This is a genomic window from Pseudomonas sp. MT3 (assembly GCF_054720805.1).
In genome coordinates this window covers 174426-186727 of the sequence record NZ_JBTVPY010000003.1, presented here as the reverse complement: position 1 = coordinate 186727, position 12302 = coordinate 174426, and the positions used below count along the sequence as shown (strand labels likewise).

The 12302-nt window shown below is 65.8% G+C and carries 9 protein-coding genes; all 9 read right to left on the bottom strand.

What is annotated here, in order from left to right; all coding sequences use genetic code 11:
• Positions 1–42 precede the first annotated feature (42 nt).
• Complete coding sequence (locus ACYCAX_RS04355) at positions 43–507, bottom strand: multidrug transporter (protein WP_294972660.1); 465 nt, start codon at positions 505–507, stop codon at positions 43–45.
• A gap of 427 nt (positions 508–934) precedes the next feature.
• Positions 935–2380 (bottom strand): mannose-1-phosphate guanylyltransferase/mannose-6-phosphate isomerase, encoded by a 1446-nt coding sequence (locus tag ACYCAX_RS04350; RefSeq protein ID WP_015478615.1) that lies wholly within the window; start codon positions 2378–2380, stop codon positions 935–937.
• A gap of 284 nt (positions 2381–2664) precedes the next feature.
• A complete protein-coding gene (gene algF, locus ACYCAX_RS04345; protein WP_015478614.1) occupies positions 2665–3315 on the bottom strand; it encodes an alginate O-acetyltransferase AlgF in 651 nt (216 codons plus the stop codon).
• Positions 3316–3373: 58 nt separating this feature from the next.
• Entirely contained in the window at positions 3374–4579 is a 1206-nt protein-coding gene (locus ACYCAX_RS04340; protein WP_294972663.1) for an alginate O-acetyltransferase, read from the bottom strand.
• 13 nt (positions 4580–4592) lie between these two features.
• Complete coding sequence (locus ACYCAX_RS04335; RefSeq protein WP_460247478.1) at positions 4593–6068, bottom strand: MBOAT family O-acyltransferase; 1476 nt, start codon at positions 6066–6068, stop codon at positions 4593–4595.
• A 390-nt stretch (positions 6069–6458) separates the two neighbouring features.
• Positions 6459–7583 carry a mannuronate-specific alginate lyase gene (locus tag ACYCAX_RS04330; protein ID WP_460247522.1) on the bottom strand — a complete coding sequence of 375 codons (1125 nt, stop codon included), beginning with the start codon at positions 7581–7583 and terminating at the stop codon, positions 6459–6461.
• Positions 7584–7619: 36 nt separating this feature from the next.
• Positions 7620–9038 carry an alginate O-acetyltransferase gene (locus ACYCAX_RS04325; RefSeq protein ID WP_460247477.1) on the bottom strand — a complete coding sequence of 473 codons (1419 nt, stop codon included), beginning with the start codon at positions 9036–9038 and terminating at the stop codon, positions 7620–7622.
• Between the two features lie 10 nt (positions 9039–9048).
• Positions 9049–10680, bottom strand: coding sequence for a mannuronan 5-epimerase AlgG (gene algG / locus ACYCAX_RS04320; protein ID WP_460247476.1), 1632 nt, complete (start codon positions 10678–10680; stop codon positions 9049–9051).
• 160 nt (positions 10681–10840) lie between these two features.
• Complete coding sequence (locus tag ACYCAX_RS04315; RefSeq protein ID WP_460247521.1) at positions 10841–12271, bottom strand: alginate export family protein; 1431 nt, start codon at positions 12269–12271, stop codon at positions 10841–10843.
• Positions 12272–12302: the final 31 nt, after the last annotated feature.

Here is a 12302-nt window from a genome sequence, read left to right as displayed (position 1 = left end):
TGTGGGCGGGACTACCGTACCGGATTGTGCCGGGCAGGTGAATCAGTTGCCGAAGCGGCCGTTCACCCGTTCGGCGCGAAACTCCAGGGTGCTGGCGCGGTAGCCGGGGCGCAGCGGAGGCAGGGGCAGGCAGTCGCTCCAGGCGTCGCCGGCGAGCAGGGCGCCGGGGCCACGGTAGCGCGGGGCTTCGTAGAGGTTTTCGGCCAGGTCGGTGGTGTCGCCGGGGCGGTAGGCGGCGACCTTCCAGCGCAGCTCCAGCAGCGGGCGCGAGGCGCCGTTCTTCAGGCTGACGGCGAGAGGGCGGTCGGGCGGGCAATGCTCGGGCTGGTAGGCGATGCGCAGTTCCAGGTGCTGCAGTTGGCGGCTGTCGTTGCTGTCCTGCCAGATGGCGAGGGTGATCACCGCCGCCAGCCCGGCCAGGCCGGCGCCGGAAATGGGGAGGGCGCGGGAGGGATAGCGGATCAGGAGGATGACCCAGGTGACGATCAGCAGGATGCCGTACAGCATGGAGCGCTCCGCGGGGGATTCGATGATTACCTTAGCAGGGGGCGGGGCGGGGTGGGTTGATGCAGATGCGGGTCTTGTCCCTCCATCCCCGACAGGTTCCTACCCTGACGCCATACAGGCGGACCTTGTCCGCGAAGGCCAACCGCCGTACTCACGTCGCAGGACGAACACCTGTAGGAGCGAGCTTGCTCGCGAACCGCCCAACACCGATGTGGCCGGGTTCTGTTCGCGAGCAAGGACTGGGCGTCCCCCCGGTCCTATCAAAAACAGTTGGTGTACAGCCCTTGGCGCATAACGCTGCGCGTTAAGGGCATCGCGGATGAGTCCGCTACGAGCGAGGCTGGCACCGGCGTGAGGGGGCCCTCATAAAAAAGCCCCCGCACCACAGGGGGCGGGGGCGTTGGCGCCGATGAGGGAAGCGCCAGACTCAGCGAACGGCGGCGCGCAGCGGCTCCACGTTGTCCGAGGTACGTCCGTAGACGTCTTCCAGACGCTCGATGTCGTCCTCTCCCAGGTAGCTGCCCGACTGCACTTCGATGATCTCCAGCGGGATCTTGCCCGGGTTGGCCAGGCGGTGGACCGAGGCGATCGGGATGTAGGTGGACTGGTTCTCGGTGAGCAGGAAGGTGTTGTCGTCACAGGTCACCTGGGCGGTGCCGGATACCACGATCCAGTGCTCCGCGCGGTGGTGGTGCATCTGCAGCGACAGGCGCGCGCCCGGCTTGACGGTGATGTGCTTGACCTGGAAACGGCCGCCCATGTCCACCGAGTCGTAGGAGCCCCACGGACGGTAGACCTGGCAGTGGTTCTGGGTCTCGCTGCGGCCGGCGGCGTCGAGCTGGTTGACCACCTTCTTGACGTCCTGCACGCGGTCCTTGTGGGCGATCATCATGGCGTCCTTGGTCTCGACCACCACGATGTCCTCGAGGCCGACCACCGACACCAGCTTGCCGTTGCCGTGCACCAGGCAGTTGTGGCTGTCGTGCACCACCACGTCGCCCATCGTGACGTTGCCGTCGGCGTCCTTGTCGTGCACTTCCCAGATCGACGACCAACTGCCGACGTCGTTCCAGCCGGCGGCCAGCGGGACCACGCAGGCGCGGCGGGTCTTTTCCATCACGGCGTAGTCGATGGAGTTGTCCGGGCAGCACTCGAAGGTGGCGGCGTCAATGTTCACGACGTCGCCGTCGTGCTGGCTGCGCTCCAGGGCCAGCAGGCAGGTGTCGTAGATGTCGGTGTCGTGCTTCTTCAGCTCTTCCAGGAAGCGGCTGGCGCGGAACAGGAACATGCCGCTGTTCCAGTAGTAGCCGCCTTCCTCGACGAACTGCTGGGCACGGGCTTCATCGGGCTTCTCGACGAAGCGCTCGACGCGGATCACGCCGTCCGGCAGGCCACGCTCGTCGCCGGACTTGATGTAGCCGTAGCCGGTTTCCGGACGGTTGGCGGGGACGCCGAAGAGCACCATCTCGCCTTTCTCGGCGGCGTTGGTGGCCAGGGCGAGCGCACGCTGGAAGGCGCGCTGGTCTTCGATCACATGGTCGGCGGGGAGGACCAGCAGCAGCTCGTCACGGCCTTCGGCGAGCAGTTTCATGGCGGCGATGGCGACCGCCGGCGCGGTGTTGCGGCCGAAGGGTTCGAGCAGGATCGCCTGGGTGTTCAGGTGCAGCGCCTCGAGCTGCTCCTGGACGATGAAGCGGTGCTCCTGGTTGCTGACCACCACCGGCGGTTCCATGCCTTCGAAGACCAGGCGCTCCAGGGTCTGCTGGAACAGGGTGTGTTCCCCGGTGAGGGCGAGGAACTGCTTGGGATACTGTTTGCGGGAAAGAGGCCAGAGTCGCGAGCCGCTGCCACCGGAAAGGATTACTGGGATCATGTGGTTTCTCCTAAAGCGTTCATGCGTTCTGTCAGCCGTGCCACATCGGGCGGCATGGCGTGCCTTGTGGGTGACCTCTCCTGTGCGTGCCGTCGTTGCGGCGCACTGTTCTTTCTGCCGGTGCGGTGCCGGTCTTGTTGTTCTGGGCGGGATGGGGCGCCGCGGCGCCGTCATCCCGAGGCTTTCCCCGAAGGGAGAGCAGGCAGTTGGTGCCGGCGGGAGACGCGCTGTCTCGTCCGCACTCCGGGTGGGAGTGGCTGGGGAACGGCCGTCGGCTCATGGGATCAGTCCACCTTTACCGGGCGTTTGACCCAGACCGGGTTGAGCTTGCCGCCCTCGCCGGTGATGTAGAGGCAGACCACTTCGCCGCGCTCGAGGGTGACGGGCTTGAGATCGCTGACTTTCTTCGCGCCGTCGAACAGCGCGAGGTTCACTTTCACCGGATTGATCTCGCGGTCGCCGTGGCTTTGCGGGGCGACGTTGCTGACCACTTCGGTCTTGCCGTCGGCGGTTTTCAGGGTCAGGGCCTTGCCGCTGAGGTTCTGTACGCGGACCAGGGCTTTCTGCTTGTTCTTGAACGGCGGTTCGGGCACCAGGCGCGGCTGTCCGCCGGGTTGGCTGACGAGGGTGTAGTAGGCGTCCGGATCGAGTTTCACCGGCAGGCTCTGGGTACCGACCTTGGCGGTGTAGTTGCCCGCCGGGAGGAATTTGAAGTCGCTGGAGCCCAGTGGCGAGACGTCGTTCAGGGTGGCGTTGCCGACGGCGACGTTCAGTTCGGAGCTGCCGGCGTTGTAGGCCCGCACGAAGGCTGAACCCTTGGGTGCTTGCGGCCCATAGAGCGCGCCTTCACCGCCGGCGAAGGCGCCGAAGGATGCTGCGCCCAGGCAGAGGGCCAGTGCGGACGACTTCAGGGTGCGAATGGTCAGTCGGTTCATGGGGTGTACCTCCGTCTTCTCACTTTTGTGGGGCATGGGTGATGCCCTGTCGCGGCGCTCAGTGCGCCGTTGGGTGGCTTGCCTGGTTGGCGGCCAGGCGTTCGTCGCGGTTGCCCGCCGCGCGCAGCTGGGCGACCCAGTCCGGGTTGAACTGGCTCAGGTCGCTGTGCATCGGCAGGTAGCGTTCGGGAAACTCCCAGACCAGCAGGCGCGCCGGCTTCTGCTTGAAGCCTTCGTCCTGCAGGAGTTCGAGCATCGGTTCCAGGGGGCCCTTGCCCTCCTTGGCGTAGTTGATGACATCCGCCGAGAGCGCCTGCTTGAGGGCGCCGGCGAAGTTCCAGCGCGCATTGGCGCTGTAGCTGGTGCCGACCAGGGCGACCTGCGGCTGGGCGCTGTCGCCGAAGAGATCGGCGTCGCCGCCGTTGTCAGCGGCGGCGGAGGCGGCGTCCTCGGTCGGGTGGGTCTGGCGCTGCTCGAGCTGGTCTTCCGGCGGCAGGAGGCTGGTGAACAGCGGGTCCAGCGGCAGGAAGGTGAGCAGGTCGCCCTTGTGCGGAGTGCTCTTGCCGGCTTCGGTGACGAAGGTTTGGGTCGGCAGATCGGCGCCCTGGCCTGCGCGGATGCTTTCGCCCAGGCGCTGGGCCACGGCTTCGGCACCCAGCGGCGTCCAGTGGGTGTCGGTACGCAGGAAGACCTGGCCGTTGTCCTTGGCGTGCTCCAGGGTTTCCAGCAGCTCCGGCGCGGCCATGCCGGCCTGGCGGGCGCGTTGCAGGAAGTCCTCGTAGAGCGAGGCATGCAGCGCCGCCGGTTGCGCCTTGCCCAGGTACTCGGGGTAGAGGCGGGTCTTGGCGGGGATGATCGCCAGCACCAGCTTCACGCCGCGGCGCTCCAGCTCCTGCTGTACGCCGCGCACCAGGGCCCAGTTGTCGTCCAGCTGCTGCCGGGTGGGAGCGGGCTTGAACTCTTCATCGGTGAACAGCCAGCCGTCCTTGCCGAGGACCACGCCCGGACGGCCTTCCTCGAACACGGTGTAGTCCAGCGCGGCCCAGAGATTGGTGCCCAGGCGCTTGATCGGGAATTCGTCGTCGTAGTGGCCTTCGAAGGCGTGGGACAGCTTGCCGTTGAGCACAGTGGTGCCCTCGGCGGCGGAGAAGCTGGGGAAGGCTTTCAGCGACCAGCCGGCCAGGCCCAGCAGCATTCCGCCGAACACGGCGATATAGGTGTACTGCAGGGGCTTGCTGATTTTGGGGTGTGTAGTCGGTTGCATGATCCGGCCTCGCTCAGAACTGGAAGTAGAGGAACGGCGAGTAGCTCTGCGCCGAGAGCTTGAGCACCGAGGCGGCGAACAGCAGGAGCAGAGCGGCGCGCATGGCCAGCACCGGCATCACGGCGAGGGTGCCGCCATTGCCGGCGAGCACCGCCGTCGGTTCGACGGCCTTGGCCTTGCTGGCCTTTTCCGCCAGCGGTGCGTTGTAGAACTGGCGCAGGCCGAACACGGCGAGCACCACGTAGGCGACCACCAGGGTGCCGACCTGCAGGCCGGTGAGGCTGGCGCGGTTGAGTTCGGAGAGGCTCCAGTCGCCGAAGCTGAACATCGCCGCGTACATGCGCCAGGCCACGTGCAGGTTCTCGGCGCGGAAGATGACCCAGCCGATGATCACCATCAGGAAGGTCAGCGCCCACTTCAGCGGGTTGAACACCCGCGGCGCGGCCTTCACGCCGAGCAGGCGTTCGATGGCGAGGATGGTGCCGTGCCAGGCGCCCCAGATGATGTAGGTGAAGTTGGCGCCGTGCCACAGGCCGCCGAGCAGCATGGTGAGGAACAGGTTGCGGTAGGTCTGCAGCTCGCTGCCGCGGTTGCCGCCGAGGCTGATGTACAGGTAGTCGCGCAGCCAGTTGGACAGGCTGATGTGCCAGCGCCGCCAGAACTCGGTGATCGACTGGCTGATGTAGGGCTGGTTGAAGTTCTCCAGGAAGCGGAAGCCCATCATCAGGCCGAGGCCGATGGCCATATCGCTGTAGCCGGAGAAGTCGAAGTACAGCTGCGCGGTGTAGGCCAGCGCGCCGAGCCAGGCGTCGCCGGTGGTGGGGTTCTGCAAGGCGAAGCAGTGGTCGGCCACCGCCGCCAGGGTGTCGGCGATGAAGACTTTCTTGACGAAGCCCTGCATGAAGCGGGTGCAGCCTTCGGCGAACTTGTCGACGGTATGGGTGCGGTGGTTGAACTGGTCCACCAGGTCGCGGAAGCGCAGCACCGGGCCTGCGATCAGGTGCGGGAAGATCGCCACGAACGCCGCGAAGTCGATCAGGTTGTGCGTGGCCGGGGTGTCGCCGCGGTACACGTCGATGATGTAGCTGATCGATTCGAAGGTGTAGAAGCTGATGCCGATAGGCAGCAGGATGTGGGTCAGCACGAAGGGCTGCATGCCGAACGAGGTGATGATCTCGTTGAGGCTGTCCACGCCGAAGTTGGCGTACTTGAAGTAGCCCAGCACGCACAGGTCGACCACCACGCCGAGGATCAGCCAGCGCTGCGCAGCCTTGGTGCGCACGCCGGCCGCGCCGATGCGCAGGCCGATCCAGTAGTTGAACAGCGTCACGCCGGCGAACAGGGCCAGGAAGTCGACACGCCACCATGCGTAGAAGACGTAGCTGGCTACCAGCAACAAGAGGTTGCGGTAGCGGTTCCCGCTCAGGTAGTACAGGCCGAGGAATATCGGCAGGAACAGGAACAGGAACACGTTGGAAGAAAAGACCATTCCGCGTCTCTCTCTGGAGCTTCATATTTGGACCGCTCCAGCCCTTCCGGCATCTTTCGATGCCTTGAGGAAAGGCCGGGGCAACCCGCCATTTCCTCCCCTGGTGTTGCTCAATCTGGTGCGCCCGCCCGCGTCTTTGTCGCGTGGGTCGGGTGGTGTTGCCGTGCCCCGCGTGTGCGGGATGGGTAGCTCTTCGTAGGAGCGAGCTTGCTCGCGAACCGCCCGACGCCGGAGCTCCCGGAAATACTGTTCGCGAGCAAGCTCGCTCCTACAGGTCCCGGCCGGATGACGCGAAGCGTTATCCGCCGTGGTTCCGTGCCAGGCCCTTCGGCGCATAACCGCAAGCGGTTATGCGCCCTACGTGAAGTGCCTACGGAGACGGGCGCTGCTTCAGCTCCCCGCCCCCTGTCGGTTGAAAACCTTGGTCACTTCACCCCCCAGGCGGAAGCTGTTGAACGGCTCCATCTTCTTCTTCCAGTCCTGGGTCTTCGGTGCGCAGCTGTAGAGCGCGCAGTAGGGTTCCAGCCAGGCGAACTTGCTGCTTTTCTTCAGGTCGTCCATGTCCTGGTCGTTGCCGGTCTTCTCGTCGAAGGCGTCCGGGTCGTCCACGCCCTGCATCACGCGGTTGGCCAGGCGCTGCAGGGCGCCGTTGTTTTCCTGGCGCAGATCGACGCCGTTGACCTGTGCGAAGGCGGCGATCATGGTCAGCGGCGGCAGCGAGTAGTTGTGGTACGACAGCGCACGCTGACGGCGCTTGAGTTCGTTGGGCAGGTAGCCGTCCGGGTCCACCTGGTTGGCGGCGACCTTGAACTCCTGCACCGACCAGTCGAACAGGTCGCGACGGTTGGTCACCACGGCGGCGGACATCACCGACCAGGCGGCCCAGTAGGAGTGGTTGTTGATCTTCTTCAGCGGCAGGTCGCTCCAGTCGCGCACCACCTGGCTGCCCAGGGTGCTGAACCAGTTCTCGATGGTCTTCGACTGTTCGGCGTAGGCGGCCAGCGGCCGGCTGCTGGAGAACTTCAGGCGCATGTAGGAGGACGACAGGCTGCCGAGGGCCCATTTGCGCATGGACTTGCCGGTGTGGTTGAAGTCGGTGCTCTCCAGGGCGCCGGCCTGGGCCCAGGCGTCCAGCCAGTTAATCGCGCAATCCAGATCACCCTTGTTGCCGCTGCGCATGTACTGGGTGATCAGCTTGGCGGTGCCGCGCTCCATCTCGGAGATGTCCTTGATCTGGTTGCGGAACTCCTTTTCCGCATCGGCATTGAGTGTCGAGCGCGCCGAGTCCGAGCCCTTGTACTTGCTGGTGAACTGCAGGCTGCCGGTGTAGGGCGTCGGGATGGCGGGGCAGCGGTCCGAATCCTTCTTGCTGCCCTTGTCGCCGACGGCGGAGAAGTAGCCCGGTGGTGGCACCAGGTCGGCGGCGTGACCGATCCTGGGAAACAGGGGGCCGCCGAACAGCGCTGAGACCACGGCGACCGTCAGGCCGACTCGGGTAACGATGGGAGTCTTGATCTTGCGTAGGCTGGGCATGGCTTTCGTCCCCGCTCTCTAGTTGGCGGCCACATTGGCCGACTTGGCTTTGGGCGTTTGACAGAGCTTGGCCTCGACCTCCAGGCCCGCCGGCATGTCTTCCGGCGCCTCGATTTCCAGGGAGAGGAACTGCTGGTTCGACCAGTCCTCGTCGTTGCGCAGCTCGAAGACGTAGCGTCCGCCGGTATCCACGGCCTTGGACTGCTCGATCTTCAGCTGCTCGCGACGACCGTTCATGTACCAGATGGTGTTCTTGAGTTCGTGCACGCCGGGGTCGGAGTAGGTGACGTCGGCGGTGTAGCTGCCCGAGCGGATCGGCAGGGCGCCGCTGTTGACCAGCACCTCGTTGCGGCCCGGATGCAGCTTGATCTTGCGGCTCAGCGCCGGCTTGCCGTCGGCGCAGCCGTTGTCCACCAGCGGCATGGCCTGGCGGTAGAAACTCTTCTGCGCCATGTCGTAGTGGGTGGCAAATTCCCAGATGAGGATCTTCGGCGGCTTGTCGTGGAACTCCTTGCTGGTCATGTAGGCCAGCAGCGAGCTGTCGAAACCACCGCCGGAGACGGCGTTGTTGAGGATGTCGACCTTGGCGTACTCCTCCAGAAAACCGGCGAAGTTGTAGGCCGGGCCGCTGTTGGAGGTACCGACCAGGGCGACCTGGGCATCGCCGCCATCGCCGAACAGGTCGCCGTCGCCGGAGCCGCCCACCGGCTCGGTCTCGAAGCGGTCGACGTACTGCGGTGCGTAGCCGCTGCCGCAGAGCTGAGCGGCGGCCTTGTGGAAGGTGCCCAGCTTGGACAGCAGGCCCACGCGCTTGCTTTCGAAGTCTTTCTTCGGCACGTCGTCGTACGCCGGAATTTCCTTCAGGGTCTCGGCCACGATCTTCGCGCTGCGCATGGCGCCGTACGGCGTCCAGTGGTGGTCACCCTTGAAGTAGAAGGAGTGTTCTTCCTTCTCGTCGAACAGCGGGGAGAAGTCCGGGGTGTAGATGCCGGCCTTGCGGAACTGGGCGATGGTCGCCTGGTAGTTCTGCTTGGCCAGCTCGTAGTTGAAGCTGGTCTTCTCCTGCGGGTTGAGCTTCTCGCGGTTCACCAGGCCACGGGTGGGCTGGTAGACGACGACGAGATCGATGCCCTTGCGCTTGAGTTCGTCGCGCAGCTGCTTGAGCTCGCGCCAGCCCTCGGCGCTGGTGCCGAAGTCGGTGCGCAGGTCGTAGGTGGTACGGAACAGCCAGTCTTCCTGGGCCGGCACCAGGTGGGTGAAGAAGCCCAGGTACTTGGTGTTGTAGGCCGCGTCGTTGGCCGCGTTCGGGCACAGGGCCGCGGTAGGCTGGGCGGTGTAGGTCGGCGCCGAGGCGTCGGCGGCCAGGGCCTGGTGGGCGAGCAACAGGCTGGCGGTGAGGCTCGACAGGCGCAGCAAGTTGAAGGTCATACGTTTCATCGGTCGGTCCTCAGTTCTGCAATTCGGCCTGGCTTTCCACGGGGTCGATCAGCACGGCGCGTTGCTGGCGCACCAGCAGGTCGAAGATCTGGTCCTGCTTCTCGCCCAGCACGCCGTTGAAGGAAATGCCGGAGGATTTGGTCGGGCCGAGCATGTTCACCTTGTAGAGCTCCAGCGACAGCGGCGAGTCCACCGACAGCGGGCCTGAGCCATTGCCGGCCAGCTTGCCGCCGACCACGATCAGCGAAACCTTGGTATCGAAGGGGTCGAGGTCGATGTTGCGGTCGGTATCGGTCAGGTCCTTGATGTGGCCGTACACGCCCATCAACTGGTTGCCGGCGGCGAGGTTCTCGTACAGGCGGATGTTCACGCTGTTACGCACGCGGATGCCGTGGCGCCGGTTGGCCAGCACCTGGTTGCCGTAGATGAGGTTGTCGCCCGACTCGTAGAGGGTGATGCCGTCGGAGTGGTTGCGGTACACCTCGTTGTAGGCCACCAGGTTGCGCTCGGAGTTACGGTCCAGGACGATCCCGGAAAGGTGGTTGTCGTAGGTCTTGTTGTTGAAGATCCAACTGTCGTTCACCTCGCGGGAAACGATGATGCCGTGCTTCTTCTTGGTCCCGTGGACCTCGTTCTCGGCGATGATCAGGCGATGCGAACGGTCGTGCGGGTCGATGCCGTAGATGATGTTGTCGCGGTAGGTATTGCCGCGCACCACGAGGTCGTCGGCCTCGTAGCAGTAGAAGCCGTACCAGGCGTCGACGAAGGTCGAGCCGATCACCCAGCCCTTGGGGCGCGGGCGCTTCATGGTCTTGTCCATGCCCGGGCTGTACTGCGAGATGGAGATGCCGTAGGCCTTGGAGGCGTTGTAGCCGAAGCTCTGGAAGGTGCTGTTGACCAGGTAGGCCTCGGCGCCGCCCCAGGAGACCAGGAACGGACGGAATTCATTGGGGGACTTGAACCAGGCCTGCTCCTTCTTCGCTTCGTTCCAGGCGGTGACCTTGGTGTCCCGCACGAACAGCTTGCCGTCGTTGACCAGGAACGAGCCGCGGTCCTGGGACAGGCGCAGTTCCTTGACCTTGCCGTCGATCTCCAGGGTCGCGCCCTGGTTGACGACGATGGGCAGGCGGGCGATGAACACCCCCGGTTCGACCTGCTCCAGCGCAGTCCTGGGCAGCTTGCCGGCCAGGTCCGCGAGGCTGACGTAGCCGCCGTCGATGAAGATCGCCTGGGGCATCTGGCGCTGGCGCTTCACCCATTCGGCGAGGCGGTTCTTGCCGCCGGTGAACTCTTTCAACGGCTGCTGCTGGACCATGCGCTGCACCAGCGCCTTGCCACGCTTGCTGCGGTCGATCTTCTTCTGCACGGCTTCGGCGGTGTAGCCGGAGAGGTCGGGCAGCTTCGGCGGGTCCAGGTGCAGCGGTTCGCTGGGCGCGGCGGTCACGGTGTAGTTGCCGGACTCCTTCAGCGTCTGGGTATGGCCCGGCTCTTCGGCGGGGGCCGAGCCGGACGCGGGCTGCCGTCCGGCGCTGGCGGGGGCCTTCTCCGCGGGCGGCGCGGCCCACACCGGTGCGGCGGCGCTGAACAGGCCGCCGAGCAACAGCGCGGTCAGCGGCAGGGCGTGTAACGGATGGCGGTTCATGGCCGTTGTCTCCTTGCGGGCTCTGGCGTGGTTTGCCGGACTCCCGGATTCGCGGGAGGGACGGGCGGGCGGGACGAGGCGCAGGTCCTCGCCCGTGACTGCTTTTCCGTCGTTCCCGCGAGCGCGGGGCCCAAGAACAAACCAGCCATCGCAGCAGTCCTCAGAAGCGCCAGATGACGTCGATGAAGGCGTGGTGCATGGTCGAGTCCACGTGGCTGCCGTACGCGTCGCCCGGCTTGAACACGCCGCCACGCAGGCGCACGAGTGCTGACGGTTCGTCGATGCTCTGGCTCATCGAGGCCGGCAGCAGACCCTGTTTGAAGTACTTGGTGACGACCAGGTCGGCCTCTTGGCCGAGGTCCGTGGAGTCGTTGACCAGCGGGGCGTTGATGCCGCTGTTGCCGATGTCCGAGTCACCGTCGACGCGGCGGAACTTGTGGTACACGATGCTCGCGTCGTAGTCCTCGCGCATTTGCCAGGAGCCGAACAGGGTGGCGGCCTCGACGTTGGAGAGCTCGCCGCGGAAGGCTTCACCGAAGCGGGCCACGCGGGCGCGGGTGCCGGTGAAGTTGGAGCGGTTGCTTTGCAGGCCGGTCTGCTCGAACTGGTCCTCGCCGTCCTTGCCGCCGCCGCTGCCGCGGGCATAGGCACCACCGACGCGCCACTGCTCGTCGATGTTCCAGCGCAGGCCCAGGTCGACGCCGTAGGCGTCCACGTCGCCGCTCTGCTTGCCGGTGGCGACGCGATCGCCGTTCACCGGGACGGTGGTCAGGCGGTCGCGGTTACCGGTCAGCCAGGTGGCGCCGGCCCAGTAGTTGATGGGCATCTGCGAGCGCCAGTTGTAGCCGTCGCCGTTGGCTTCCAGGCCCACCCAGGTGAGGTCGCCGGTGGAGCGCTTGTCCAGCGAGTCGACGGTTTCGCCCGGGTCCGGCAGGCTGCCGCTGTCGTCGGAGTGGTGCAGGCGCAGGCCGACCCAGTGGTTGGGCATCCACTGCGTGGAAATGTCGCCGAAGACGTGGGTGCGGTCCTTGTCGTCCGGCGCCAGGTCGGTGATGTCGGTGCGGTAGTCGGAGAAGCGCTGGGCGGCGCCGAGGTGGGCACGCAGCAGGGTGGTGTCGAAGGTCCAGTTCAGGGCTTCGATGTTGGTGTCCTGCCAGGTGCCGCTTTCTTCACGCAGGCGCTGGCGGCCGAAGCGCAGGTGTTCACCGGGGTACTGGGTGAGGCCGGCGTAGTCGACCCAGAACTCGCGCAGGGCCAGATAGGCGTCGTCCGGCTCGCGCTTGTCGTTGTTGCCGCTGCTGTCGTTGTTGATGTCATCGGACTGGATGGTGTCGGTCTGGATGGTGTCGGTCGCGGCAACGGCCTGACCCATCACGTAGGCGCTCCAGTCACCCCATTGGCCGAAGGCCCAGGGGCGCAGGTCGATACCGATACCGTTGAGGTCGCCGCCGGGAGCGGTGCCCAGGTCGCGGTCGTCCTCGGATTCGGCAGTGATCTTGACGTCCAGGCCGTAGTTCTTTGGCGGCTCCTCGGCCGCGTAGGCGAGACTGCCGAACAGGCTGCCGACGAGGCTGAGGCCGGCGCCAAGCATGGCTGGGAACAGGCGTGCGCGGCGAACGGCG